The sequence below is a fragment of the Ruegeria sp. genome, assembly GCF_028066395.1.
GTDB lineage: Bacteria > Pseudomonadota > Alphaproteobacteria > Rhodobacterales > Rhodobacteraceae > Ruegeria.
Map to the genome: position 1 here is coordinate 1 of NZ_JALCBM010000050.1, position 25,456 is coordinate 25,456.

Genomic DNA, 25,456 nt, shown 5'->3' on the forward strand with positions numbered 1-25,456 from the left:
GCCTTCAACCGTCATCACAAATGCGGCGGCCTCGCCAAACCACCTCAGCCGCCGCCAATAACAATACGCCAATCAGGAACATCATTGACCAGCGCAAATGCAGCCCGACGCAACGCCAGCCGAAGACGGTCAACAACAGGGCCTGACATCCCGCAATCCCTCAACGCGCCGTCGAACGTTTCCAGCCATAATTCTGCGTCGGCATCACGGATGGGAACATGAGCATGAATTTCCCGCAGGTTCATATGCCCGAACCTTTCGCGGTAGTATGCCCGACCGCCAAGAAAGCCGCACATAAACTCGAATTGGGCCTGTCGCGTATGGTTCAGCCCGTGACCACGAAAATGCAACCTATGCAAAGAATGGACGTTTGGATCGGATTCCATTCGGTCATAGAAACGTTCCACAAGATCGCGCAGCGCCGCCTCTCCTCCAAGCTGATCCAGCGGCGTGGGCAATGGTGGGTTCTCCTGATCCAGAAGGGCTATTTCATTACATATCAGGAAGATAAATTTAACAACAGCGACATGATGCCCCTACTTACCTCCATGTGCTTTAACGCCGGCGGAACGTTGAAATGAGCGCGCTTACCCTCGGTTTGCTTGCGGCGGTATGTTGGGGGGTGCACGATCTGGCCGTGCGCTATGTCAGCCAGTCCGTCAGTGTGATTGCCTCGCTTATGGCGACAATCGTCTTTGCTGCATTTGTGCAATTGGGCCTTGGCTCGGCGCTGGGGCAGCTTGCGATACCGGATGGCAAGGCGGCTTTGTATTCAGTGTTTCAGGGTCTGTGCTATCTGGTGGCAGGCCTGTCCATGTTTGCTGCTTTTCAACGCGGACCGGTGCGTCTGGTTGCGCCGCTGGTGGCCAGCTATCCGGTCCTGTCAGTGGCAATGGCGATCTGGCGCGGCGCATCCGTCACCCCAGGGCAATGGCTGGCCGTAATCGCCATCGGTATTGGGGTGTCAATCGTCGCGGCCCGGCCAGAGCAGGCCGAAACCGGATATCCCGCCCGCGCCCCGACAATTCTGTTATCCGTGATGGCCGCAGCTGGATTCGCCGGTGCCTTTGCCCTGGGCCAATATGCAACCGAGCTGAGCAACGAATACACCGTTTCCGTCATCGGGCGGGCCGCTGCGATACTCGGCCTTGCCGCCATTGCCATTGCGACAGGTAAAACAGTCTGGCCGGGATGGAAGGCACTGCCGCTATTATGTGTGATGGGGACGCTGGATTCCATTGCACTGCTCAGTGTCATCGGAGCCGGAGGTCTGCCCGATGCACAATATGCCTCAGTTGTGGCATCCGTGTTCGGGCTTCTTACGGTTGTACTGGCATGGATACTTTTGAATGAGCGTATGTTGCCCAGACAATGGCTTGGATGTCTGGTCGCCTTTGCCGGTATTGGCTATCTGGCGTTCTAAGCGGACCTGTTGCGAAGTTTTGAACACGACGCGTTGTGTCAGCGATCAAACGGCCTTTTTCAAGGGGGTGCGGAACTGGTCGAACCGTGGTGTTGCCTCTGTAATCAGGACACCCGCCCAACCGGGATTTGTCGGCAGATATCGACCGCCCCATTGGTGCTGACGTCAGACACGCCGTTGCCTGTTGAATCTGCATGCCAGATGCGGGGCTTCTTGCTCGACAGGGGCGTCACTATCCCGCTTACGTGGGTCGGGCACGGCGGCGTGTTCCCGAGAATCTTGAAGATCGCTTGAACGAACTAACAGAGACGACCCGCGAGATCATCGCCGACCTTTTCGACTTCATGCTGCAGTTCGACGCGCGGATCAAAGCCTTCGGCAAGCGCATTGATCAGGTATTCCGCAAACCCGAAAGATCGCATCAAGACCGGACCAGAAACGGGGTGAACTCCAACAAGGTCAGCCTATCTGCCATCACACTCGCAGCAACCATCACCTACTGGCTATGAAGCCTGACCTAAGACGTGCTATCCTAGGCCAAAATACCTTGAATTTTAAGCCTAATTGATGGCCGCGCATATCCTAAGCCAACCAGCCGACCTTCGGAATTTTCTTCTGTGCGATTTTGATCAACTCGGATGATGAATCGATCCCAGTGAGCGCGCAACCCTGATTGAAAAGATATCGACCAATTGGATCGCCAAGCCCGCGCATGGCGGCGATGTAGCCCAACTGTCTGATCCGCTTCCATAGTCATACCTTATTCTTGGCCGGGCTTTGGCAAACAACGGGTGAATGGGGACTCGGTCCGGACCATATCGATGCCTTCGGATGACCGGTTCGACGACAAGCGCTGCTTCGCAGAAGCTTGTGCCCCGCACTTGCAAGGGATGTTGCGTCAACAAAGGTAGAAATCGAATTAACGGCTTTGCGACCTTTACCACTCGTTCGTTGGCAGTTCTGCGAAGGGTGCAAGCAAAAATACAGGGCCGATCTTTAGGAATATCTCGGGTAAACTGTCAAAGTTGTCACGAACAAATTATTTCTATCGCCCATGCTGTTATTCTGAAAAACAACAAATAATCATAATCTGAAGTTATCTGTTGTCATATCAATTGTTGCTTGTCCAGATTTCTGAACTCGGCCAGTTTACTTCAAGCTGGCTCAGCAGTTTTGGCAATGAGGATAAGCCCAGGGCCACCGAAATTGCCGCGTGTCAGAGGTGCTGCACACAGGTCTACTTCTAAAGGCTCAGCGACGCGACTGGCACCAAAACAAGAAAATCGCCTTCTGGTAAGGCGTTACGACGTGGAGGAAGTCACATGAACGCAAAGAAACTTTTCAGTGCCGTTGCCGCCGTTGCGGTGCTGGCAGCGCCGCAAATGTCACTTGCGGATGCGCCTGAATGCACGACGGCCAAGCTGATCGTGCCGTGGTCGCCGGGCGGCGGCACACACATAATTTTCTCGCTGTTCGAGAAGGCCGTGAACAAACAGGATCCGGCAACAAAAATTCAGGTCGTGGCCATTCCCGGTCAGGGCGGCAACAAAGGTGCGCGTGAGGCTCTGAAGGCGGATGCCGATGGGTGCACGCTGTTTGCGATCCACGAAAGCGCGCTGATCAGCTATCTCAACAAACGTGTCGACTTTAACTGGGACGCGTTCGAGCCGGTCTCGCTGCTGACCAGCACCCCTGACATTCTGGGCGCGCGCGGCGGTGTTGAATGGGCGGATTATGGTGCAATGAGCACCGCAGTTGAGGCAGCACCCGAAACCATCACGGTTGGGGCCACATTCGGATCGACCAGCCATTTCGTATGGCTTCGGCTGGAAGAGGCAACTGGGCTCAAGTTCAAATACGTGCCCTTTGACGGAACCCGGCAGCGGATGACGGCGCTTTTGGCCAATACCATCGATATGGGCGCAATGAACGTCACCAGTGGACGCGAGTACTTTGCCAGCGGCGAGCTGCGCGGTCTGGCCATCGCGGCCGAGGAACGCTCCCCCCATCTGCCTGACATTCCCACTCTGAAGGAACTTGGCGTCGACATGGTCTCGGCCATCAACCGCGGCGTGGTGGCCCCGAAAGGCACGCCCGAGACCGCCATTACCTATTGGGCCGAAATCTTCGAAGCCGCGGCAAATGACCCCGAATTGGTCCAAGAGCTGAACGCCAAAGGCACTGATGTGGACTACCACGGCCCTCAGGGTTACGGCGAATGGTTTGGCGAGACCTTTGAAGCCTACAAGGCCGTAGCCGATAAAATTGGCATGGGCAGCTAAGCAGTAACACCGCGCCTGATGCGTCGTGTTAAACTAGAAGGCGGGACAGCGCGTACTGTCCCGCCAATATCCGGCAAAGGACTCTGGCATGCCATTCAACAAGGACATTTGGACATCACTGGCGCTGTTGGCGTTTTGCTTTGTGATGATCGCTGCCAGTTTCGACGTGGTGTCGCCTGATTTCGGCATGCTGTCCCCCACCGCCTGGCCGCGGGCAGTACTTGCACTTCTGACCCTTCTGTCCCTGATCTATTTCGTCAATTCGGTCCGGTCCGGGCAGCGGGGTTCAGCGTTCAGTTTGAAGGCATTTCTGATCAAGTACCGCAATCCGATCTGCTGTTTCATCGCTTATTTCGTCTTTCTGATAACCCTGCCGCTATTGGGCATTCTGATTGGCGGCATTCTTCTTGTCTTTGTAATGCTGACGATCCTGGGCGAAAACGACATAAGGCACCTTGTCCTGCATGCCGTCATCGCGACCGTTTCTATCAGCATCTTGTGGTGCATATTCACCTTCGCTCTCAATGTCAGATTGCCCCGGGGCTCGATCCTCCCGGCCATGTTCTGAGGACACGTCATGGAAATCTTCCTTCAGGCCTTTCTGGAAATCGCCAATGTCCAGACATTGATGCTGATGACCATCGGTGCCGCCGCCGGGCTGATTTCGGGTGCGATACCGGGATTCACCATCGCCATGGGCGTGGTGCTGACGCTGCCGTTTACCTTCGGCATGAACGCCTCTCAGGGGATTGCGACCATGATCGGGGTCTTTGTCGGCGGCCTGTCCGGGGGGCTGATGTCCGGGATTCTGACCGGTATCCCCGGAACGCCATCATCGGTGGCGACCACGTTCGATGGCTTTCCCATGGCCCGCCGGGGGCAGCCGGGATTTGCGCTGGGGCTTGGGGTTTGGGCGTCGTTTTTTGGCGGCATCATTTCGGCCATCATGCTGGTCGCGCTTGCGCCGCAACTTGCGCGGCTTGGGCTGGAGTTTCAGCCCTGGGACTACTTCTCATTGGTTTTCTTTGCCCTAACCATCACCGCCAGCCTGTCGGGCGAGAACATGATCAAAGGGTTGATCGCCGGAATGCTGGGGCTGTTCATTGCCACGATTGGTGAGGATGATGTCAACGGCATCGCCCGGTTCGATTTCGGGATCGATTACCTGCGCGACGGGTTTGGGTTCCTGCCGGTGCTGATCGGCCTGTTTGCCTTCAGCCAATTGATGTCAGACGTCCGCGATCCCAAGGATGCGCGCGCCAAGCTTAGCCAGACCGAGGAAATGGACATCAGGATCGAGCATCGACGGGCGGCGATTGCGGTATTGCGGCGCTGGAAAAACCTGATCGTGTCATCGCTTATTGGCATGTTCACTGGCATCCTTCCGGCGGCGGGCAGCGCGATCTCGAACATACTGGCCTATGATCAGGCCAAGAAAATGTCCCCGAACCCCGAGGAATTCGGGCTTGGGTGCGAAGACGGCATTATTGCCCCTGAATCGGCAAATAACGCAACGGCGGGTGGCTCGCTGATCACCATGATGGCTTTGGGCATTCCCGGCGACGTGATTACTGCGGTCATGCTGGGGGCCCTGCTGATACATGATGTGGTTCCCAGCCCCAGTTTCATCAACGATTCCCCGGTTCTGGCCAATGCCATCTTCATCGCGTTTTTCTTTGCGAATTTCCTGGTTCTGTTTCTGCAATCGGGCCTGCTGCGCGCGTTTGTTCTGATCACCAAAGTGCGCATGTACATGTTGGCCTCGGTCATACTGGCCTTTTGCGGGATCGGCGTGTTTGCCCTGAACAATGTGACCAGCGATATCTGGACGCTGTTCTTCTTTGGCATTTTCGGTTACGTGTTTCGGTCGCTGGGCTTTCCGCTGGCACCGCTGATCCTTGGCGTGGTTCTTGGCCCGGTCGCCGAAAGCTGGCTGGCGCGGGCTCTGGCAATCTCCTCCGACCCGGTCCTGTTCGTGACCAATCCCTGGTCCCTGTTCTTCCTCATCATGGCAGCGTTTTCGATCGGGTTCTCATTCTATCAGAAACAACGCGGCCACAGCAGATGGGCGGATTTCTACATCCCCGCTCTGGCCCTTTCCCTGTCCGTGCCAGTGTTCATGATGGGTGGATATGTTCGTCCGGTGTTGGCTGTTGGCCTGATTGCAGTCGGTCTGTGGATGTTGTGGCAAGCCTGGCATCGCAAGGGGCAAATCGAACCCTCGAACGATGCGGCGCGCCCGACCTGAGTCCCGCTTGAACATTGTTACCCGGAGTCAACAGTGCCAGCACGCCCAATGTGTAACTTTTTCTGCGAATGGTATCATTTGATGACTGATATGATGAACTACACATAATATTTAATCATCATTTTGCCATCCATTTGTCGTTTGTCTGGACGCAGCATCCACGTCAAATTCCGTAGCACACGCTCATCAGAAAACAGCGGATGCGGAAATGAACCACAGTTTGCAAATCGAAGTCTCGCCCGAGGATCGGGCCGCATCAGTGAATGCGTTCCTTGGCCGCGTTGTCAGCCATACCAACGCACGTGCTGGTCGGGGTGATGCGATTGACGTCCGAAACCCGAGCACATGCGAGGTGATCGGAGACATTCCCAATCAAGGGGCGGAAGGCGTCGCAACCGCCGTCAAGCGCGCCGATGAGGCGTTGAGGGATTGGTCGGCTCTTTTGCCGCGTGAACGCGGGGCGATGATGATGCGGTGGCATCGGCTCATCATCGACAACACGGATGACCTCGCCGCCTTGATGACCTTGGAACAAGGCAAGCCGGTCGCCGATGCCAAGGGCGAAATTGCCTATGCCGCCAGCTTTATCGAATGGTATGCGGAAGAGGGCAGCAGGCTCTATGCCGATACAATTCCCAGCCACCTGCCGGGAAAATCCATGCACGTCGTCCAGCAGCCCGTGGGCCTAGTGGGCGCGATCACGCCATGGAATTTCCCATCGGCCATGCTGACCCGCAAGGCCGCTGCTGCGCTTGCCGCCGGATGCCCGGTTGTCTCGATCCCTTCAAAAGTCACCCCGTTCTCGGCATTGGCTTTGGAAATGCTGGCGTGGCAGGCAGGTATACCAGAGGCTGTTTTTCAGGTCGTGACCGGGCATGGCCGCGAATTGGTCGCTGAGCTGTGCCAGCACACAGCGGTACGGGCGGTGTCCTATACCGGCTCGACCGAAGTCGGTCGGGACATCATGGCGCAATGCGCGGCAACCGTAAAACGGGTCTCGCTGGAGCTTGGCGGCCACGCACCGTTCATTGTCTTCAAGGACGCCGATTTCGAAGCAGCCGTTCAAGGCGCAATCGCCGCCAAGTATCAGACCGGCGGACAGGATTGTCTTGCTGCAAACCGCATCTATGTGGCGCGTGACATCTACGAACGATTTGTCACCCGTTTCAGTGAAGAGGCCGGGAAACTGGTCGTGGGTGATGGCTTTGGCGAAGGCGTGGACATTGGTCCGCTGGCCACCGCCGCGACCCTGACCAAAGCGATCGAGCATGTGCAGGACGCCTGTACCAAGGGCGCGCGTCTGACCTGTGGGAGTGACCGGGCAGAACAGGGGGGCTTCTTTTTCCAGCCAACGGTGCTGGCCGATGTCACCCCGGACATGAAGATCACCCGGGAAGAGACCTTTGGCCCCGTCGCGGCACTGATCCCCTTCGATGACGAGGACGCCGTGATCGCAGCCGCTAACGACACCGAATACGGTCTGGTTGCCTATGCCTATACCCGCGATGCGGCCCGCGTTCAGACGCTGCCGTCCAAACTGGAATACGGCATGGTCGCGATCAACACCCCGAAACTGACCGGCGCGCCAATTCCCTTTGGCGGTGTCAAACAATCCGGCAACGGGCGAGAAGGCTCGCGCCTGGGCATCCTGGAATTCACTGAACCTCAATACGTTTGCACACAAGCCTGAAATCAAAGAGTAGCAAAATGACCAAAAAAGTAGCTCAAGCTGTAATCGAAGGCCTGCGCGACCGCGGCGTACGGCATGTCTTTGGCGTCCCCAGCGGCGGATGGGTAGACTTCATGGAAGCGATCCGAAACACCGACGGGATCGAATTTGTCCTGACCGCCCACGAAGGGGGCGCTGGCTTTATGGCCGACGTCGCCGGGCGATTGACCGGCGTGCCGGGCGTGTGTTTTGCAACCTTCGGGCCGGGCGCGACCAATCTGGCGACCGGTGTCGGGTCGGCGCAGCTGGACCGCTCACCCCTGATCGCGCTGACTGATGAGATGTCGGCGGCAAACCGTGACCGGGTGGTTCAGATGAATATCGACCATCAGGCCCTGATGCGCCCGATCACAAAAGAGACCAAACGGCTGAGAACCGACAATGTCACCGAGATACTGGATGAGGCGTTCGAGGTCGCGACCTCGGGCCGCCCCGGCGCGGTTCATATCGGGATGCCCGTCGACCTTACGGCGCAGCCCGCCACACTCACGGAAACCGCGCCAAAGGTCCGGTACGCACCGTCCAAAGCAGCGGAGGATTTGATTGCCGCAGCCCAATCAGCTTTGACCGCCGCCAGAAAACCGGCGATGGTTCTTGGGTTGGGGGCGGTGCGTGCCGGGCTGCAAGACGAGATCCTGAGTTTCGTCGAAGCCCATGGCATCCCCGTCTTTCTCACCCCAATGGCCATGGGGATGGTGCCGCATGCCCACCCAAGCTATGGCGGGGTTGTGTTTCATGCGCTCAGCGACAAGGTCGGCGAAACCCACGCACAGGCCGATCTGATGATCGCGGTCGGTTACGACCCGGTCGAGTTTAACTTTGAATCCTGGCTGCATCCGATGACGCTGATCAATATTGATGATGCGCCTCTGGATATCGACCGATCCGAATACACCGACACGATTCACCTTGGCGGGGATATCGCGACCAACTTTCGGGCGCTTGCCGGTGCCGAAGTCACCGAAAATGACTGGGACATGACCGATCTGCGCCGCCACGTCGATGCGATCTTCGCGCAGATGCGCCCGGACAATGATGCGTTTGGACCCTGCGCCGTGCTGGACACTTTGCGCGACGTGTTGCCTGATGATGGCATCATGACCTGTGATGTCGGCGCCCATACCCACCTGATCGGGCAGAAATGGGATGCGCGCGCACCGGTCAAACAACTGATGACCAATGGTTGGTCAGCGATGGGGTTCGGCCTGCCCGCTGCGATCTCGGCCAAGCTCTGCCGTCCGGAAACACCGGTTTGCGCGGTGCTGGGGGATGGTGGTTTCCTGATGACGGCTGGCGAGTTGGCGACTGCGGTGCGCGAAAACCTCAATATCGTCATCGTCATACTGACCGACAATGATCTGGCACTGATCCGCATCAAGCAGCAACGCAAGGGGAACCCTATTTTCGGCACTCCGGTGCGGGAAAGTCAGGGCAATATCGGCGGCGACAACATCTTTGGCGTGCCGGTCGTTCAGGCCCGCGATCCCGAGGAGTTGAGGGACCGTCTGGAACAGGGTTTGGCGACCGAAGGTCCGGTGATTATCGAGGCGCTGATCAGCAGCGCGGAATATGATGAACTGGTGTTGTTCAAGGACAAGTAAAGCTGGCCGCGCCGACGAGTACCCGGCGCTGTCCAGTGCATCCTGCCTGTGACGCAAGACCTCGCAAACCGCTTTTCGCCACCGCGCACACCCTCTCCCAGCGGTGAGAAACGGTTTGAGTTTCAGGCAGGATGCCCCAGAGGAAGGAATATACATAATTTTTCATTCGTTTGATTATTATCAAACGCCAGAAAACATAGTACACAGCATTACCCGTTATTATCTGTAGGAGATGACGTCTTGGCCCGCCGGTTCCCCTCTCTCAACGCGTTGCGCACCTTTGAAGCGGCGGCCCGGCACCTTAGTTTTTCGGCCGCCTCAGAAGAGTTGAATGTAACCCAGGCAGCCGTTTCGCGTCAGATACGCGCGCTTGAGGATGATCTTGGGGTCAAGCTGTTCAAACGAATGACCCGCGCGGTTGATCTGACCGAAGAGGGTACCCTTCTGTTCCCGCCGATGCGCGACGCGCTGGACCAGATCGAGCGCGCCACAAACCGGATTTGGGGCAACAAGGGCAGCGGTATCCTGACGGTTTCCGTCCTGCCGACCTTTTCGGTCAAATGGCTGATGCCCCGGCTGCTGGATTTTTCCGAAAAGCATCCCGATATCGAAGTTCACCTTGTGAATTCGATCAAACCGGTGGATTTCGAAAAGGAAGAGATTGATCTGGCCATTCGCGTCGGAACGGTCGAGGCCGATTTGCACACCGAAGGACGCCCGCGCATTGATTTGGTGATGGCAAAAGCGTGGGCCCATCTTCAGGTCGAGGCCCTTCTGCCCGACGAACTGATCGCCGTCGCCTCACCGGCCTATGTCGCCCGTCACGGGGCGTTGACCGATCAGGACAAGGTGCGCGACGTGGCGCTTTTGAACATGGCCACTAGGCCCAACGCCTGGAACGACTTTTTCAACGCCATCGGTTGGCAGGTCGATATGCGCAAACATGATGCGGCCTATGGGCATTTCTTCATGACCATTCAGGCTGCGATCGAAGGGCGCGGTATTGCGCTGGTGCCGCAGGTGCTTGCGCAAGGAGACATCTCGGCCGGGCTGCTTGTTCCGGCCATGCCGCAGCGGGTTACCAGCAACGGGCGCTATTGTCTGATCGGCCGCAGCAGGTCCTGGGAGCAGGGCAAGATAAAAATCTTCAAGGAATGGCTGATTCAGGAAGCCGAAGCCTCCCGCGCCGACCTTGTAGCCCTGAACAGTTAAAGGGCAATTCCACACGCTTGTAATCGCGTCTTTTGGCGGCAGACAGAAGATGATCAAACACCGTCCGTCTTGCAATACGGTGAGGGGTCTGTTGCGTGAAAATTCCGGATTTTCGGTTGGCGTGACGATCACTGTGCCAGCCCAAATACAGCGCGAAAAATATATGAAAACATATAGTTAAGCGGCGCATACCCCCACGCATAATGAAAGGTAATCGATTGCGACAATATTAGTCGGTTGTGAATTTCACGAGGTCGGGACTTAGTCACATAAGCCCATTCACGACGGGAAACATGAGCTTCGTCTCAAAAACCCTCCGAGCGCGAACACGGGGCATCGACATACACCTCGGGGCGACGCCCCCGCGGATCTGGCCAAGCTGCAGGCGTAAACCGAAATGGCGAACTCAACGCCGCGACAATGTGATTAGTGATCGAAATGACCAAAGACAAAACTCCGATAAAAGTAGCCATTGGCGGGTTTGGCGCCATTGGGAAGATTGTGGCCGAAGCCTTGGACAAGGGTATCGAGGGGCTAGAGCTCGTCGCGGTTTCGGCGAACAATACCGCAAAGGCAGACGCCCATATCGCCCGTCATTTCAATAAACCCTGCCCGGTGATGGCCCTTGGCGAACTTGCCGATGTCGCGGATGTTGTGGTCGAGTGCTGCCCTGCAAAATACCTCTCTGACGTTGCCACGCCCGCATTGGAAAAGGGAAAGACGGTTGTGGTGATCAGCGCTGGTGCGCTGCTGTCCAATCCGCAGCTTGAACAACTTGCGCGCGACAATGGCGGGCGGATTCTCGTACCTTCGGGAGCGCTTTTGGGTCTGGATGCGGTGCAGTCTGTCGGGCAGGGCAAAATTCACAAGGTAACCATGGTGACACGCAAGCCGCCCCTCGGACTGAATGGCGCGCCTGCACTTGTCGCGCAGGGGTTTGACCCGGCGTCCGTCAGCGAACCGACCAAGGTTTTCGACGGCACCGCCGAAGAGGCGATTTCGGGCTTTCCGGCCAATCTGAACGTGGCGGTCGCCCTTGGTCTGGCAGGGCCCGGCGTCGACAAGACGCATCTGGAAATCTGGGCCGATCCCACGGTTCAGCGCAATACGCATACGATTTCCGTTGTGTCTGACAGCGCCGATCTGTCACTGAAGATCGAAAACATACCGACCGAAGAGAACCCGAAAACCGGAAAGATTACGCCGCTCAGCGTCATCTCCACGCTTCGCAGATTGGCGGCACCTGTTGTCATCGGGGCATGATGCTTGAAAGGACATGGAATGATACGCAAGATTGCCGCGCTATTTCTTTTCGTTGGCCTCTTCATCGGCTCGGCGCTGGCAGATACCGCGTCAATCTTTCAGGCCGTCGACAGCGGTAATGTGCAGGCAGTCGAAGAGGTCATCTCACAAGCGGACCACCTGCTTGAGGCGAGAAACGGGGCGGGCGACACGCCGCTGCTGGTCGCCGCCCGTAAGGGTAATCTTGAGATCGTTAGCTTCTTGCTGGCCGCCGGGGCTGATGTGACTGCACTGAATGACAGCCGCCGGGACATTCTGAACATCGCAATCACCACCCGGAATCCCGAGCTGGCGAAACAGGCGCTGGAGGCTGGAGCTGACGCCACGATGGTCACTTCGATCTATCAGGGCTCTGCCCTGATCTACGGGTCAGCCAAAGGCCAGGTGGAAATTATCGAGATGTTGATTGCCGCCAACGCACCTTTGGATCGGATAAACAACATCGGCTGGACCGCGTTGCTTGAAGCGGTGATCCTGGGCGATGGCAGCCCGCCTTACGTTGAAATTGTCGAGATGCTTCTGAATGCAGGTGCCGACCGGCATATCGCCGACAAAAATGGCCTGACCCCACTGGATCACGCCCGCGCCCGTGGATTTGCAGATCTGTCGAAGCTGCTCGTAGACTAGGTGTTTGATCCCAGGTTTTGGTGGTGCCACAGCGCTGACCACGATCCGAAGCATGTACCCCAGGGGTCTCACGCGTAGGCCGTGACAGAAAGCAGGGCGGATGCGAAGAAAGAAAAGCTACACCGCCTTGGCGGATCAATTGTTCTGCACAAAACAAACTGACTGGGATGGCCCGGTTACCAAAGTCCAGATCCTAGATGATGTCCGTACCCGGCATTTTCGCCTTCAGAAAGTCGATGAACTTTTGTCTTGGACCCGGTAAATCTTCCGGTTTCCATACGGCGATGGTTTCTAGCTTTTCCGTCAGGTCGTCTATCGGAACAACCTTTACACCTGTACGCAGGTAGTTCTGCACACCTTCGGTGTGTACTGTGACACCCATCCCGCAGGCCACCAATCCGATGATGCCCGTGGTGTTGTAAGCCTCTTGAACGACTTTGGGCAGAAACCCGGCCCGGCGACACATTGGCAGCAGGTAAGATTGGAAGTGCTCCCATTCCCTGGCCGGTCCGAGGATAAACCTTTCCTGAGCCAATTCCTCAAGCCGGATGCTGTCTCGGGAGGCCAGCGGGTGAGAATCGTAGACGACGCATACGAAGCTCTCGCGTTGTACCGGCAGTTGCTGATACTCTGTTTCACCGATGGGCCCGGTAACGAAGCCAATATCAATTTCGTCGTCGCTTAGCCTTTGCAACTGGTAGATCGTCGGATCCATATGCGGGGTCAGGACGATCCCTGGTTCGCAGGCCTGAAACTCGGTCAACAGCGAAGGCAGCACCCCGCCGATGGCCATGTCCGTATAACCGATCCGCAAAGACCCGATGAGCCCCTGATGCACGTACCGGACGTTGCTGACCGCCTGATCGACGGCGTTCCATATTTCCCTGCAATCCTTCTGAAACGCCCTGCCTGCGTTTGTCAGTTCGACCTTCTTGTTGCTGCGTTCAAACAGGGTAACGCCCAGATCCGCCTCAAGATCACGAATGGCGCGGCTGAGCGCCGGTTGCGCCACGCCCAGCCCATTGGCGGCGCGACGGAAGTGCAATTCCTCGGCGACCGCCAGAAAGTACCTCAGGTGTCGAAAGCGAAAGTTAATGATAACGATCCGGCATCAAATGTGACGATATTGATATTATACATGAGATTGTGGGTCGTGTCATTGTCTCAGCACAGGAATTTGCAGGGGAGAAGGAGGAACTCATGCAACATCTTCGTTTGAAGACCCTGGCCGCATCGCTGCTTGCACTATCGATCTCGGCCACGGCAACACTTGCCGCCGAAGTGACAATGAACTTTGGATTTGGCGCACCCGAGGAATCGATCTATGGGCGCTTTGCCACGCTCTTCAAAACCAAGGTCGAAGAATATACCGATGGCTCGGTCGAAGTTAAACTGCGCTGCTGTAACCAGATTTCCAGCGAGGATGAGGCCTTCAAGGCCATGCAGCTGGGTACGGTTGACGGGTTTGTCATCACATCGAACAACGTGTCGCCCCACTGGGATCTGATGGACGTGACCGTTCTGCCCTACATGTTTCAGGATACTGCACATCTTGAGCGTGTCGTTGACGGGCCGGTGGGCGACTTCATGAAACAGGACCTGCAGGCCAAAACCAGCGTTCACCTTCTGACATTCGGTCCGGCGCTCTATCGCGATTTCTACAATTCCAAACGCCCGGTGAATACGCTGGCGGATATGGAAGGTCTGAAAATCCGCACCCCCAAGAACGAGGTGATGCTGGCCACGTTCGAAGCCCTAGGCGCCAATCCCGTGCCGCTGGCCTGGTCGGAAACACCCACTGCGCTGCAAACCGGAACCGTGGATGGTGGCGACAATGGCGCATCCTTCATCAAGGATCTCAAATTCTTTGAATTCGAGCCGCACCTTGTCATCCTCGAACATTTCGTGGCCATGATCCCTCTTTTTGCCTCGGATCATTTCATGAACCGGCTGACCGATGAGCAGCGTGAGCAGGTCATCCGCGCCGCGGCGGATGCTGGTGCCGAGTTCCGCGAGCAGGTTCAAACCGAAACGGAAGACGTGCGCAAATGGCTGGTCGAAGAGGGTGGTATGGCAATTACCTACCCCGACAAGACCGAGTTCATCGTCGCCACACAATCGGTGCGTGACGAGTTCGCCGAGAAGCGCGGGCCGGAGTTCCAGGAGCTGGTGACGAAAATCGAGGCGGCTGCGGAATAACACCGCACCGTTCGGGTCGGAAGCAGGGATGCCTCCGGCCCGGATCAGGCCGGTCCTGACCGGGGGAGGACATCATGAATGCCTTAAGATGGCTTGAGCGCCATTTCGAAGAGCTTATCTGTTGCGTCTGTCTGACGATTATCTCGGTCAGCGTTTTCGCGCAGGTTGTGGCCCGCTATGTGTTCGAAGTCGCGCTGCACTGGACGGAAGAGGTCGCCTCGATCTCGATGGTCTGGGCGGTCTATATGGGGGCTTCGCTGTGTGTGCGCGAACGGTTCCACATTCGTATCATGGTCGTGGTGTCCTCGCTGCCCCGCGGATTTGGGCGCATCACGATCTTTGCCGCCGATCTGGCCTGGGCGCTGTTCTGCGCCTTCATGATCAAGATCAGCTGGGATTATCTTGCGGTGCTTTGGAAGTTCACGTCACGTAGCCCCAGCCTCGGAATCGACCAGTTCTATCCACAATCCGTTCTGCTGTTTGGTTATGCACTGATGCTCATCCGGCTGATCCAGGTCTACGTGGATTGGTACAGGGGCGGTGCCGAAGGCCTGCCCGGAATGCTGGATGAAGATGGCGACAAAAGCCTTGAAGATGAGGAGGCGCATATATGAGCCCGCTTCTGATCCTGGCAATTGCCTTTGTCGTTTTGACGGTCATTGGTGTACCGCTGTTTGCCTCGGTGGGTCTGACCACCTTGCTGGCGCTGTTTCTGATCGACATTCCCTATACGCTGATGGCGCAGACGGGTTACTCCAGCCTGACGCCCTTTCCACTGCTGACCATCCCGCTTTTCGTTTTGGCGGGGCGGCTGATGGAGGTGGGCGGCATGGCCAACCGGATGATCGCCATCGCCACCAATCTGGTGGGGGCCTATCGCGGCTCGATGGGGCTGGTTTCGGTCTTTGCCTGCATGCTGTTTGCGGCGCTGTCCGGCTCGGGCCCGGCGACCACCGCCGCTATCGGTTCGGTCACTGTTCCGGCAATGAAGAAAGAAGGCTATGACGTGCCCTTCGCGGCCTCGATCGTGGCCAGCGCGGGGGCTTTGGGTAGCCTCATTCCGCCGTCAAACCTGCTGATCATCTACGGTCTGGTGTCCGAGACCTCGATTCCGCGTCTGTTTCTGGCCGGTGTCGTTCCCGGTATCGTCATAACGCTGCTGCTGATGGTCGTGACCTACGTCATCGCACGCCGCCGCGGCTATGGCGGGGATGGCGATCCGTTTTCCTGGGGTCCGTTCCTGAAGGCGGCCTGGGACGGCAAATGGTCGATTGGCGCACCGGTCTTGATTTTGGGCGGTATCTATGGCGGGGCCTTCACACCGACCGAGGCCGCGGGCGTGGCTGTCTTTTACTCGCTGTTCGTGGGGCTGTTCATCTACCGGGAACTGACGGTGCAAAAGGTGATCGCCGCGCTGCGCTTTACCGCGCTGCTGACCGGGATTCTGATCCTGATCACCCCGACACTGGCCTTTGGTCAGCTGACCGCCTTTTACGACGTGCCCACCGTCGTGCAGGAGGGGATCACCGCAATCACGCAGAATCCTGCCATTGTGCTGTTGCTGATCGGGATATTCTACATCTTCATCGGCACCTTCATGGAAAGCCTCGCGCAGATCGTGTTGTTCACCGCCGTGTTCCTGCCGCTGGTTACCTCGCTGGGGGTCGACCCCGTGATGTTCGGCATCTTCACCGTGATCACCTGCGAGATCGGATTCCTGACCCCGCCTCTGGGGGCCAACCTGACGGTGGCGGCGCGGATTTCCGCGATCTCGATCGAGAGGATCTCGGTCGCGGTACTGCCATTCATTCTGGCCTATGTGGTGGGGATGCTTCTGTTGATCCTGTTCCCGGACCTGACGCTGTTTCTGCCGAACTGGCTATACGGTGTCGCAAAATAGGCCTCTCGGCCTGTGAAGGAGAAGGCGTGAGCGGCCTGCCAGAGTCGCTCACGCCTGCCACTAAAAAAATCTGTAGAACCATGACTGATACAACCATTTTCAAAGCCCGCAAAATCATCACCATGGACCCCAACTGTCCCGAAGCGACGCATGTCGCGGTGCGCGATGGGCGTATTCTGGCCGTCGGCGACGAACGCTGCGCCGATGGTGTTGGGAATGTCCGCGTCGACGAGCGGCTGAGCGGTGCGGTTCTGTTGCCCGGATTTGTCGAAGGGCATGCGCATCTGATGGCAGGTGGTTTGTGGGACTACACCTATGTCGGCTATCACGACCGGACCGATCCGGACGGGCAGCATTGGCCTGGCCTGACCACCATAGAACAGGTCATCGAGGGCCTGTCGCAACAAGCGCAGAAACTTGAGCCGGGGGCGCCGCTGATTGCATGGGGCTTCGACCCGATCTTTCTGAGCGAAGAGCGGCTCAGCCGTCATCATCTGGATCGGGTCGGCACCGACCGTCCGATTCTCGTGTTCTTTTCGAACCTGCATCTGATGTGCGTGAACGGACCCGCGCTGGGCATGGCAGGATATGATTCAGACAGCAGGGTCGAAGGCGTGGTGAAAGACGCCGATGGTCAGCCCACCGGCGAGTTGCAGGAAATGGCCGCCATGTTTCCCCTGATGCGGCGGCTTGGCGTGGATTTCCGCCATCTGGCCCAGCGTGAAAGCGCGATCCGCGCCTATGGCCGCATGGCCGTGCGCGCAGGGGTCACAACCATGACCGATCTGTTTTCGACCCTGTCCGACGACGATCTGGCGGTGATGTTGCAGATCACGGCTGGCTCGGATTATCCGCTGCGGATCGTGCCGGTGCTGGGCGCGGCAGGCGGGCAGGCCGAGGAACTTGCTGCGCGGGCAAAGGCGCTTGCCGCCCAAAGCAGCGACAAGCTGCGGCTGGGGGCGGTCAAACTGCTGACCGATGGCTCTATTCAGGGCTGGACCGCACGGGTGAAATGGCCCGGCTATGTCGGTGGACAGCCCAACGGCTTGTGGAACCTTGCCCCCGACCAGATCTTTGAATTGTGCGAGGTGATGCAGCGCGAAGGCATCCAGATGCATGTTCACACCAACGGGGATGAGGCGTCCGAGGTTGCCATTGAGGCGATCGAGGCCGCCGCCCGCAAACATCCCTGGCCCGGTCACAGACATGTTCTGCAGCACTGTCAGATGATGGGCACCGATCAGTTCACCCGCTGCGCCGAGTTGGGCATTGCGGCCAACATCTTTGCCAATCACATCTGGTATTTCGGCGATCAGCACGCCGCGCTGACCATAGGCGAAGACCGGGCACGGCGCATGGATGGCTGCCGTGCAGCGCTGGATGCCGGGGTGCGTATCGCGATCCATTCGGACGCGCCGGTTACGCCGCTGGGGCCGCTCTTTACCGCGTGGTGTGCAGTGAACCGTCAAACCATGAGCGGACGGACATTGGGCGCGGCGCAGCGGATCACCACCCTTGAAGCGCTTTATGCCATCACCATGGGCGCGGCCTATACGCTGAAACTGGATGGTGAGATCGGTTCGATTGAAACCGGCAAACGCGCCGATTTCGCGGTGCTGGGCGAAGATCCCACCGCCGTGGACCCGAAGTCGCTGAAAGATGTGCCGGTTCTGGGCACAGTTTCGGGCGGCGAGGTGCATCTGACATGACTGACACGCGGCTTCCCCTGACAGTGATCGGAGGCTATCTGGGCGCCGGGAAAACCACGCTCATCAACCGGGTGTTGTCGGCAACTCACGGTCGTCGGCTGATGGTTCTGGTCAATGATTTTGGGGCAATCAACATTGACGCCGATCTGCTGGAAAGCGCAGAGGAAGACACGCTGACCCTGACCAATGGCTGCGTCTGCTGCACCATGGGCGGTGATCTGTTCATGGCGATGGCCGATGTGCTGGACCGCAACCCGCGCCCCGATCACCTGCTGATCGAGGCCAGCGGTGTGGCCGATCCGCAGAAGATCGCGAATGCGGCGCTTGCTGAACCCGACATGCGCTATGGCGGCATCGTCACCGTGGTCGACGGTCGCAATTTCTCGACCCTGACGCAGGATTCGTTGATCGGCCCGCAGGTCCGGGGTCAGATTGCCTGCGCCGATTTGCTGTATGTCTCGAAGACGGACGGACAAGAGGCCGCGCCGGCGCTGCAGGCGATCAATCCAGAGGCCGTCTTGGCGGATCCGCCCACAGCCCCGATTGAAACCCTGTTGCAGGAGTTTGGCCAGACTTTCGAGGCCCGGGGAAAACCCGCATCGCATCCGGCCTATACGCATTGGACAGGGGGTGGTGTTCGCATGTTCGGCCGGGACAGGCTGGCGAAACTGTTGCAACAGCGCCCGGACGGGCTGGTGCGGGTCAAAGGGTTTGTACGTGGTGACGATGGCATCGGCTGGCTGGTGCAGGTGGTGGGTCGCGATATCGACCTGTCCCGTACCGCGCAACCTGACAAGACACAGCTGGTGGCCATCGGGCCATCGGCGCGCGTGAACAGGGAAGACTGCGATAGCTGGTGGAACGAAAAAGCCCCGGACGTGCAGCCCGATGCCCTTTGCCACCCATCGGCAACCGATACCAAATTCAGGGAGATGGACACATGATTGAACATCTGGGTCAGATCAGCGCCCGTGCGGCAGCGCAATTCGGCACCAAAACGGCACTCATCACCGACGAGAAACGAGTCACCTTTACTGAAATCGACCGTCTGGCTTGCCAACTGGCGGGGGGCCTCGCGTCCATGGGTGTCGGCAAGGGCGATATCGTCACGCTATATTCCGCCAATTGCTGGGAATGGGTGGTCAGCTATTACGGCGTGACCAAGCTGGGCGCGGTGATCAATCCGATCAACGTGATGCTGACCCCCGAAGAGGTTCGCTATGTGGTGCAGGATTGCGGTGCCAAGATGATTATTGCCTCGCCGGAAAAAGGCGCACCTCTGGCCGGGATCGAGAACGACAGCGATGTCAAATCCGTGATCGTCTTTGGCGATGAAGCGCCTGAGGGAATGATGTCCTTTGACGCGCTTCTGGCTGCCGATCATCCGTGTCCCGAAGTGCCGGATGTCGATCCCGAAAGCCTGTCGACCATCTGCTATACCTCGGGCACCACCGGGCGGCCCAAAGGGGCGATGCAATCGCACCGCGCGGTGATCCTGAACACGTCGATGACCGCACAGATGCACCTGCGCACTGCCGATGACGTGGTGGTCAGCGCACTGCCCTGTCCGCATGTCTATGGCAACGTGGTGATGAACAGCGTGTTCTTTCTGGGTGGCACTCTGAACCTGCACGCGCTGTTTGACCCGGGGGCGGCGCTGGCCGCGATCGCCGAATACAAGGCGACGCTGTTCGAGGGTGTGCCAACCATGTACATGTACATGCTTGAACATCCCGATCTGCCGACCACTGACCTCAGCTCGCTGCGCTGTTGCACCGTGGGTGGCCAGACCATGCCCACCGCCAAAATGGAGGCGGTCGAGGAGAGTTTCGGCTGTCCACTGATCGAACTCTGGGGCATGACCGAAATCGCCGGTTTGGGCAGCACCCATCCAATCTATGGCCCCAACAAGATGGGCTCGATCGGGGTGGCGTTGCCTTATTGCGAGTTGCGGATTGCCGACAACGAGAACTATCAAAAGGCCCTGCCGCATGGTGAGGTGGGTGAATTGATGGTGCGCGGGCCGATCGTGATGATCGGCTATTTCAACGACCCCGAACGCACGGCAGAGGCGCTGGAAGATGACGGCTGGCTGCATACCGGCGATCTGGCCAAAATGGACAGCGACGGCTGTGTCTATGTGGTGGACCGCAAGAAGGACATGATCCTGACCGCTGGCTACAATGTCTACCCCGCCGAAATCGAACGGGTATTGGCACAGCATCCGGCGGTGGCGATATCCGCCGTGGGGCCGGTGCCCGACGAGCAGAAGGGCGAAATCGCCAAAGCCTATGTCGTGCTCAAAGACGGCGCGAACGCGGAAGCGGATGAAATCATTGCGTTCTGCCGCGAAACACTGGCCGCCTACAAAGTGCCGCGGGCCGTCCGTTTTGTCGATGATCTGCCCAAGACCAGCACCGGTAAAATCATGCGTCGCGAGCTGAAAACACTGGACGTTTGAGAGGATCATAAGGGCGTGCCCGACCTGACAGCATCCCAACCCTCTCTTGGTTTACCTACTGATGCTGCAAGATCATCCAATGTCTGGACTCGGAAATTTCCAACACGCAATGCTGCCCTAATTCTGGATTAGCGCGTTTTCCCATTCGGAAAGGAAATTCGTTCGCTTCAGCGTATCAAGAAACGTCATCAGAGCGGGTTCCAGTGCAATGGTTGCGTGTTCGGCACCTTGTCCTTTGCCTTGGAGCGGCGGTAAGGATTGTGCGCCATCGATTGGGCTAGATTGATACGCGACAAGATGCCGGATGAACCGTTCGGAAGCTTCAGGTTCCGGAGAGGCCCTCGACACAAATGCCGTCCGCATCATCGTTGTCGGAAAATCGGCGGGTAGCACGATCTCGAGTATATCCTGGCTTTCGGCGCGCGCTTGGGCATAACTGCCCAGAACGTTGTAGGCGACGGCAATCGTTCCATCGGTGAGATCGTCGATCATCTCGCCCGAGCAGCAATAGAGCCGCACATCAAGGCTGCCCATCACTTCCATAAGTCGCCAGAAAGTCTCGGACGCCCGCGCATCCTGCGTCGCGAAAAGATAGCCTAGCCCTGATTGGCGCACGTCGTAAGTTCCGACGCGGTTGCGAAATATTTCGGGCCGGGCGCGCAGCGCCTCGATCAGCTCTTGGCGGGATTGCGGGATCGGCTGCTCATCGAAAAACGTCCGGTTGATGACAATGGCGGCCGGTTCCGACGTAAAGGCGAAGAGGCTTTGCCTCCATTGTGCCCAAGCCGGGTGAGAGACATTCTCCAACGCCAGGGCAAACCCGTCATTTGTGAGTTTTAGCTGCAAATCCATGGCACTGGAAACCGCGATATCGAAGGCTTCTGGCATCTTCCGAACGCGCCTGTCGATATCCGCTGTTCCGGTCACCAGATACTCGATGGCAACATCTGGGTTCGCAGCGACAAATGCTTCAATCAGCGGCGAAAACAGAGACGTGTCCGTACTTGAGATGATGCGCAGCGTGGTCGATGCACTGGCTTGATTGAAGACCTGCCGATCTTCCCAATCCTGCGCCCATCCAGCGCGGCACAGGAAAACCAGGACTAAAGCGATAAGGTAACGCATGCGCCGCCTTTCGGTTGGTTTGAAAGATCAATCCTGCCACCATGAGCCGTCGCGACATCCTGCGCGATGGTCAGGCCCAGGCCGGACCCGATCGTGTCCTTCGAATTCGCGCCTCGTTGGAACCGCGTAGTCAGCGTTTCGATTTCGTGCGATAGAAAGCCGGGGCCGTGGTCGCAGATGGTAATTCGCGGTCCGGGCAGTGCAGAGACCGTAATCTCGATAGAGCTTTCGGCGGGTCCGTATTTCATCGCGTTGTCGATCAGGTTCCGTACGGCGTTCTGGATCAGGATTGGATCCCCTGAATAAGGAACGCTTGGGTCGCCCTGCAATGAAAGCGAAAGGTCTTTCATTTCCGCGACCGGCGTCAGACGCAGAACCAGATCGTGGACCAGGTCAACAAGGTCAATCGCTTCCGGCACCAGATGGTCCGCACGAAACGTGATCATCGCATGGTCCAGAAGCTGGCCCGCAGCACGAGAGCTTTCGTCGATGGCTTTAACCATCGAGCGCATCGCTTCCCGGTTTTCTTCCTTGTCAACGCGCTGCAACGTCGCCTCGGCATAGGACCGAACGGTTGCAAGAGGTGTGCGAACCCGGTGCGCCGCCTCGGCAATGAAATCCTCCGATTGGCTCAAAGAGTGATCGAGCCGCCCCATCAGGGAGTTGAGCGATGTTACCAAGGGCGCCATTTCTTGCGGAACCGGTTGCTTGAATGGGCTCAGGTCCTGTGGTCCTCGCCGCGTGACCGAGGTTGCAAGCCTGCCAAGCTGGCCAATGGTCGCCGAGCTGGCCCAGAAGGAAAGCACCGCGGCGAGAGCAAAGAAACCCACTCCTAAAAGCGCGGCGTTGCGTGATATCCGGTCAAGCGTTTCCGACAGGGCGTCTTGCGTTTGGGCGAGTACGATCTGGATTTCCGTCCGCTTGTCCGCACCGACTAAGGTGCGGCTTGCGCTGATCTGCCGAACGGCCTCGCCACGCAACTGGCTGGATTCGAAGGTCGGGCGTTTGTCCGGTAAGCTTTCAGTGAACGTCAGGTCCTCGTAGCCTGACTGGAACTCGCCGTCCCGCAGGATCGCATAGAAGACACGATCATCCGCCGGTGTGCTCAGCATTGAAAACGCGGAATAGGGCAGGTCGAGTTCGACCTCGCCACCGCGGATGGCGGCCGCGTCTAGCATCGATGTAACCGATGCTTCAAGGATGTTGTCCTGCCCCTGCTGTGCAACCTGTACGGCAAAGTTTCGCACGGCGAAGAAAAAGAGCAGGGCAAGAACTACCGCGCCTCCGATCAGTGTCAGCACCAGCCGGTTTCTGAGCGATCCGGATACGGCTGGGCTATGCATCCTGATCCAACCGATAACCCAGCCCGCGCAATGTGGTGATCCTCAGATCCGAAGACCTCAGGTGTTTTCGCAGGCGTCCGATATAAACCTCTATCGCATTCTCCGAGACATCTTCGTCAAAGGAAAACAATCGGTCGGCCAGTTTGTGCTTTGAAAATATTCGACCAGGAGCGTTGAGGAACAACTCCAGAAGACGCAGTTCGCGGTTGCGCAAGGTTACGGCCTCTCCCCCGATCGTCAAATGACCTGCAACCGGATCGAAAACGATACCACCGGCTTCTATTGTCGTCTGTGCATTGCCGGTTTTCCGGCGCAAAACGGCACGGCAGCGGGCCTCAAGCTCGGCGTGATCGAAGGGTTTGGTGACATAGTCATCCGCGCCAAGATCGAGCGAACCGATTCGATCTGAAACCTGGCTGCGGGCGGTCAGAACGATCACTGGCGTGTCGAAATCGCTGGCCCGATGCTTTTGCAGAAATGTGCGGCCGTCGCCATCCGGAAGCATGATGTCCAACAGGATCAGATCGTATTCTCCGGTTGCAACGAACGCGGAAGCATCTTCCAATTTATCTGCATGATCAATGACATGACCATCCAGGCGCATCCGCGACGCGATGGCATTCGCAAGGTCCTGGTTGTCTTCGATCAGAAGGAACTTCATCGCACCCCCAGACGAGTTTCTCTGTGTGACAGGTTGGTGTCAGGTTTACGTGCTTTCTTGACCATCAAATGAGCCGCCAAGCGGGCAATTGTCAAATGGGAGGACAAGATGTCGAATTTAAAACTGGGCCGTCGGTCCCTAATTGCGGCTGTCGCCGCCTTTGGTTTGGTAGGGCCGGTTGCGGCTGATGGTGACCAGGTTCTGGACAGCATTCACTTTCTGATCCCTGGTGGCGCAGGCGGTGGCTGGGATGGTACCGCCCGGGGCACGGGCGAAGCCCTGACCGAATCCGGGCTCGTCGGAACGGCGTCCTACGAGAACATGTCGGGTGGCGGCGGCGGCAAGGCCATCGGTTATCTGATCGAAAACGCCGACAGCAACCATGGCACGCTGATGGTCAATTCGACCCCCATCGTGATCCGATCCCTGACGGGCGTCTTTCCACATAACTTCCGCGACCTGACTTTGGTCTCGGGCACAATCGGCGATTACGCGGCGATAGTTGTGGGCAAGGATAGCCCGATCAATTCGATGGCAGACCTGATCGCCGCATTTGAAGCGGACCCACGCGCAACCGCCATTGGCGGTGGCTCGGTTCCGGGTGGCATGGACCATCTGGTTGCGGCCATGGTGATGGAAGCGGCTGGCAAGGATGCACTGGCGGTGAAATACATCCCCTATGACGCGGGTGGCAAGGCGATGGCCGCGCTGCTGTCAGGTGAGATTGCCGCCCTGTCGACCGGTTTCTCGGAAGCTGTCGATCTGGCCGACGCGGGCGAGGTGAAAATCATCGGTGTCACCTCTGATGCGCGCGTCGATGCTGCACCGGACGCGATGACGATGAAGGAACAGGGAATTGATACCACCTTTGTCAATTGGCGCGGGTTCTTTGCGGCGCCCGGGTTGCCGGATGACAAACTGGCCGTGTACCAGGAAGCCATCGCCAAGATGTATGACACGCCCGAATGGGAAGCGGTGCGTGCCCGCAACGGCTGGGTCAACATCCACAACTCGGGCGATGATTTTCTCAATTTCCTCGAAACACAGGAAAAGGCTATCGGCGATCTGATGAAGAAGCTCGGCTTCCTCTGAACGCGAGCCCGTCAGTGCGGGCTTCCGCACTGACTTACCCATACCGCAGAGGTGACGACATGGCTTTGGACCGTTGGATTGCGCTGGTACTGTTGGGCGTTTGCCTTACCTATGGCTACGCAGCCTGGTTCACGATGGACGCCAGTCTTGCCCCCTTCATGAAACGCAACCCCATCTGGCCCAGCACGTTTCCGAAAGTGCTCTCGGTTCTCGGCATACTCACCACCCTCGTTATCCTTCTGGGGTTCGAGAAAGGTGAGGCGAAAGAGGCGGATATCGACTACCACCGCCTTACGGAATACCACCTTGGTCAGGCGCTTTTGCTGCTGGGTTTGATGGTGGTCTATGCGCTCTGCCTGCGCCCGATGGGCTTTCTCATATCGACATCGGCGTTTCTGATCCTCGGCTCGTACATATTGGGTGAACGCAAATGGCATATCATGCTGCCGGTCGCCCTGATCGCGGCGTTTTCAATTTGGTTTCTTGTTCAGGAAGTGCTTGGCATCTACATGCGCCCCCTGCCGGGCTTCATCGGAGGCTGA

General features: G+C 57.9%; 24 protein-coding genes. 18 read left to right on the top strand and 6 right to left on the bottom strand.

Annotated features, from left to right (window positions below):
• Positions 1-44 precede the first annotated feature (44 nt).
• Positions 45-458, bottom strand: a complete 414-nt coding sequence (locus tag MPJ51_RS15170) for a cyanoglobin (protein ID WP_298388461.1) — start codon at positions 456-458, stop codon at positions 45-47.
• Between the two features lie 119 nt (positions 459-577).
• Between MPJ51_RS15170 and MPJ51_RS15175 the strand changes: the two genes are divergently transcribed.
• Complete coding sequence (locus tag MPJ51_RS15175; protein ID WP_298388463.1) at positions 578-1,423, top strand: DMT family transporter; 846 nt, start codon at positions 578-580, stop codon at positions 1,421-1,423.
• Between the two features lie 194 nt (positions 1,424-1,617).
• Positions 1,618-1,932, top strand: a complete 315-nt coding sequence (locus MPJ51_RS15180; RefSeq protein ID WP_298388465.1) for a hypothetical protein — start codon at positions 1,618-1,620, stop codon at positions 1,930-1,932.
• Between the two features lie 73 nt (positions 1,933-2,005).
• Here the strand turns inward: MPJ51_RS15180 and MPJ51_RS15185 are convergent, their stop codons facing one another.
• Entirely contained in the window at positions 2,006-2,155 is a 150-nt protein-coding gene (locus tag MPJ51_RS15185; protein ID WP_298388467.1) for a hypothetical protein, read from the bottom strand.
• A gap of 590 nt (positions 2,156-2,745) precedes the next feature.
• Here MPJ51_RS15185 and MPJ51_RS15190 point away from each other — a divergent pair.
• The 8 genes from MPJ51_RS15190 to MPJ51_RS15225 all read left to right on the top strand — a co-directional run bounded on the left by MPJ51_RS15190 (position 2,746) and on the right by MPJ51_RS15225 (position 12,424).
• Entirely contained in the window at positions 2,746-3,705 is a 960-nt protein-coding gene (locus tag MPJ51_RS15190) for a tripartite tricarboxylate transporter substrate binding protein (protein WP_298388468.1), read from the top strand.
• A gap of 88 nt (positions 3,706-3,793) precedes the next feature.
• Complete coding sequence (locus MPJ51_RS15195) at positions 3,794-4,273, top strand: tripartite tricarboxylate transporter TctB family protein (RefSeq protein WP_298388470.1); 480 nt, start codon at positions 3,794-3,796, stop codon at positions 4,271-4,273.
• A 9-nt stretch (positions 4,274-4,282) separates the two neighbouring features.
• Entirely contained in the window at positions 4,283-5,953 is a 1,671-nt protein-coding gene (locus tag MPJ51_RS15200) for a tripartite tricarboxylate transporter permease (RefSeq protein WP_298388472.1), read from the top strand.
• Between the two features lie 208 nt (positions 5,954-6,161).
• Positions 6,162-7,643: an NAD-dependent succinate-semialdehyde dehydrogenase gene (locus tag MPJ51_RS15205; RefSeq protein WP_298388474.1), complete on the top strand. Its 1,482-nt coding sequence runs from the start codon at positions 6,162-6,164 to the stop codon at positions 7,641-7,643.
• A 17-nt stretch (positions 7,644-7,660) separates the two neighbouring features.
• Positions 7,661-9,283 (top strand): thiamine pyrophosphate-binding protein, encoded by a 1,623-nt coding sequence (locus tag MPJ51_RS15210; RefSeq protein WP_298388476.1) that lies wholly within the window; start codon positions 7,661-7,663, stop codon positions 9,281-9,283.
• A gap of 240 nt (positions 9,284-9,523) precedes the next feature.
• Positions 9,524-10,495 (top strand): transcriptional regulator GcvA, encoded by a 972-nt coding sequence (gene gcvA / locus MPJ51_RS15215; protein ID WP_298388478.1) that lies wholly within the window; start codon positions 9,524-9,526, stop codon positions 10,493-10,495.
• 438 nt (positions 10,496-10,933) lie between these two features.
• Positions 10,934-11,758 carry an aspartate dehydrogenase gene (locus tag MPJ51_RS15220; RefSeq protein ID WP_298388480.1) on the top strand — a complete coding sequence of 275 codons (825 nt, stop codon included), beginning with the start codon at positions 10,934-10,936 and terminating at the stop codon, positions 11,756-11,758.
• 18 nt (positions 11,759-11,776) lie between these two features.
• Complete coding sequence (locus tag MPJ51_RS15225; RefSeq protein ID WP_298388482.1) at positions 11,777-12,424, top strand: ankyrin repeat domain-containing protein; 648 nt, start codon at positions 11,777-11,779, stop codon at positions 12,422-12,424.
• A 193-nt stretch (positions 12,425-12,617) separates the two neighbouring features.
• On the opposite strand, the gene MPJ51_RS15230 is transcribed toward MPJ51_RS15225, so the two are convergent.
• Entirely contained in the window at positions 12,618-13,529 is a 912-nt protein-coding gene (locus tag MPJ51_RS15230) for a LysR family transcriptional regulator (protein ID WP_337959818.1), read from the bottom strand.
• A 95-nt stretch (positions 13,530-13,624) separates the two neighbouring features.
• Between MPJ51_RS15230 and MPJ51_RS15235 the strand changes: the two genes are divergently transcribed.
• The 6 genes from MPJ51_RS15235 to MPJ51_RS15260 all read left to right on the top strand — a co-directional run bounded on the left by MPJ51_RS15235 (position 13,625) and on the right by MPJ51_RS15260 (position 20,693).
• Positions 13,625-14,623, top strand: a complete 999-nt coding sequence (locus MPJ51_RS15235) for a TRAP transporter substrate-binding protein (protein ID WP_298388484.1) — start codon at positions 13,625-13,627, stop codon at positions 14,621-14,623.
• 74 nt (positions 14,624-14,697) lie between these two features.
• Positions 14,698-15,237 (top strand): TRAP transporter small permease, encoded by a 540-nt coding sequence (locus tag MPJ51_RS15240; protein ID WP_298388486.1) that lies wholly within the window; start codon positions 14,698-14,700, stop codon positions 15,235-15,237.
• Complete coding sequence (locus MPJ51_RS15245) at positions 15,234-16,523, top strand: TRAP transporter large permease (protein ID WP_298388488.1); 1,290 nt, start codon at positions 15,234-15,236, stop codon at positions 16,521-16,523. The genes MPJ51_RS15240 and MPJ51_RS15245 overlap by 4 nt, the downstream gene beginning before the upstream one ends.
• Positions 16,524-16,603: 80 nt before the next feature.
• Positions 16,604-18,232 carry an amidohydrolase gene (locus MPJ51_RS15250; RefSeq protein ID WP_298388490.1) on the top strand — a complete coding sequence of 543 codons (1,629 nt, stop codon included), beginning with the start codon at positions 16,604-16,606 and terminating at the stop codon, positions 18,230-18,232.
• Complete coding sequence (locus MPJ51_RS15255) at positions 18,229-19,176, top strand: CobW family GTP-binding protein (protein ID WP_298388492.1); 948 nt, start codon at positions 18,229-18,231, stop codon at positions 19,174-19,176. Before MPJ51_RS15250 ends, MPJ51_RS15255 begins: the two co-directional genes overlap by 4 nt.
• The gene (locus tag MPJ51_RS15260; protein WP_298388493.1) at positions 19,173-20,693 is read left to right on the top strand and encodes a long-chain-fatty-acid--CoA ligase; all 1,521 of its coding nucleotides are present in this window, start codon (positions 19,173-19,175) and stop codon (positions 20,691-20,693) included. Before MPJ51_RS15255 ends, MPJ51_RS15260 begins: the two co-directional genes overlap by 4 nt.
• Positions 20,694-20,810: 117 nt before the next feature.
• Here the strand turns inward: MPJ51_RS15260 and MPJ51_RS15265 are convergent, their stop codons facing one another.
• From MPJ51_RS15265 to MPJ51_RS15275, 3 genes are read right to left on the bottom strand one after another with little or no spacing between them, the layout of a single operon-like run.
• The gene (locus MPJ51_RS15265; protein ID WP_298388495.1) at positions 20,811-21,818 is read right to left on the bottom strand and encodes an ABC transporter substrate-binding protein; all 1,008 of its coding nucleotides are present in this window, start codon (positions 21,816-21,818) and stop codon (positions 20,811-20,813) included.
• Positions 21,797-23,161 (bottom strand): sensor histidine kinase, encoded by a 1,365-nt coding sequence (locus tag MPJ51_RS15270; protein WP_298388497.1) that lies wholly within the window; start codon positions 23,159-23,161, stop codon positions 21,797-21,799. The genes MPJ51_RS15265 and MPJ51_RS15270 overlap by 22 nt, the downstream gene beginning before the upstream one ends.
• The gene (locus tag MPJ51_RS15275; RefSeq protein ID WP_298388499.1) at positions 23,154-23,822 is read right to left on the bottom strand and encodes a response regulator transcription factor; all 669 of its coding nucleotides are present in this window, start codon (positions 23,820-23,822) and stop codon (positions 23,154-23,156) included. Before MPJ51_RS15275 ends, MPJ51_RS15270 begins: the two co-directional genes overlap by 8 nt.
• Positions 23,823-23,930: 108 nt before the next feature.
• Here MPJ51_RS15275 and MPJ51_RS15280 point away from each other — a divergent pair, with 108 nt between their 5' ends.
• Together MPJ51_RS15280 and MPJ51_RS15285 are read left to right on the top strand one after the other, a co-directional pair.
• Positions 23,931-24,914, top strand: a complete 984-nt coding sequence (locus MPJ51_RS15280; RefSeq protein WP_298388501.1) for a tripartite tricarboxylate transporter substrate-binding protein — start codon at positions 23,931-23,933, stop codon at positions 24,912-24,914.
• A gap of 59 nt (positions 24,915-24,973) precedes the next feature.
• Positions 24,974-25,456: a tripartite tricarboxylate transporter TctB family protein gene (locus tag MPJ51_RS15285; protein ID WP_298388504.1), complete on the top strand. Its 483-nt coding sequence runs from the start codon at positions 24,974-24,976 to the stop codon at positions 25,454-25,456.

Excerpts from the sequence above, each read along its gene's own strand:
- MPJ51_RS15175 (WP_298388463.1), top strand. The coding sequence starts at position 578 with ATGAGCGCGCTTACCCTCGGTTTGCTTGCGGCGGTATGTTGGGGGGTG.
- MPJ51_RS15275 (WP_298388499.1), bottom strand. The coding sequence starts at position 23,822 with ATGAAGTTCCTTCTGATCGAAGACAACCAGGACCTTGCGAATGCCATC.
- MPJ51_RS15255 (WP_298388492.1), top strand. The coding sequence starts at position 18,229 with ATGACTGACACGCGGCTTCCCCTGACAGTGATCGGAGGCTATCTGGGC.
- MPJ51_RS15240 (WP_298388486.1), top strand. The coding sequence starts at position 14,698 with ATGAATGCCTTAAGATGGCTTGAGCGCCATTTCGAAGAGCTTATCTGT.
- MPJ51_RS15195 (WP_298388470.1), top strand. The coding sequence starts at position 3,794 with ATGCCATTCAACAAGGACATTTGGACATCACTGGCGCTGTTGGCGTTT.
- MPJ51_RS15285 (WP_298388504.1), top strand. The coding sequence starts at position 24,974 with ATGGCTTTGGACCGTTGGATTGCGCTGGTACTGTTGGGCGTTTGCCTT.
- MPJ51_RS15245 (WP_298388488.1), top strand. The coding sequence starts at position 15,234 with ATGAGCCCGCTTCTGATCCTGGCAATTGCCTTTGTCGTTTTGACGGTC.
- MPJ51_RS15265 (WP_298388495.1), bottom strand. The coding sequence starts at position 21,818 with ATGCGTTACCTTATCGCTTTAGTCCTGGTTTTCCTGTGCCGCGCTGGA.
- MPJ51_RS15200 (WP_298388472.1), top strand. The coding sequence starts at position 4,283 with ATGGAAATCTTCCTTCAGGCCTTTCTGGAAATCGCCAATGTCCAGACA.
- MPJ51_RS15180 (WP_298388465.1), top strand. The coding sequence starts at position 1,618 with ATGCCAGATGCGGGGCTTCTTGCTCGACAGGGGCGTCACTATCCCGCT.
- MPJ51_RS15270 (WP_298388497.1), bottom strand. The coding sequence starts at position 23,161 with ATGCATAGCCCAGCCGTATCCGGATCGCTCAGAAACCGGCTGGTGCTG.
- MPJ51_RS15235 (WP_298388484.1), top strand. The coding sequence starts at position 13,625 with ATGCAACATCTTCGTTTGAAGACCCTGGCCGCATCGCTGCTTGCACTA.
- MPJ51_RS15220 (WP_298388480.1), top strand. The coding sequence starts at position 10,934 with ATGACCAAAGACAAAACTCCGATAAAAGTAGCCATTGGCGGGTTTGGC.
- MPJ51_RS15260 (WP_298388493.1), top strand. The coding sequence starts at position 19,173 with ATGATTGAACATCTGGGTCAGATCAGCGCCCGTGCGGCAGCGCAATTC.
- MPJ51_RS15210 (WP_298388476.1), top strand. The coding sequence starts at position 7,661 with ATGACCAAAAAAGTAGCTCAAGCTGTAATCGAAGGCCTGCGCGACCGC.
- MPJ51_RS15205 (WP_298388474.1), top strand. The coding sequence starts at position 6,162 with ATGAACCACAGTTTGCAAATCGAAGTCTCGCCCGAGGATCGGGCCGCA.
- MPJ51_RS15225 (WP_298388482.1), top strand. The coding sequence starts at position 11,777 with ATGATACGCAAGATTGCCGCGCTATTTCTTTTCGTTGGCCTCTTCATC.
- MPJ51_RS15250 (WP_298388490.1), top strand. The coding sequence starts at position 16,604 with ATGACTGATACAACCATTTTCAAAGCCCGCAAAATCATCACCATGGAC.
- MPJ51_RS15190 (WP_298388468.1), top strand. The coding sequence starts at position 2,746 with ATGAACGCAAAGAAACTTTTCAGTGCCGTTGCCGCCGTTGCGGTGCTG.
- MPJ51_RS15280 (WP_298388501.1), top strand. The coding sequence starts at position 23,931 with ATGTCGAATTTAAAACTGGGCCGTCGGTCCCTAATTGCGGCTGTCGCC.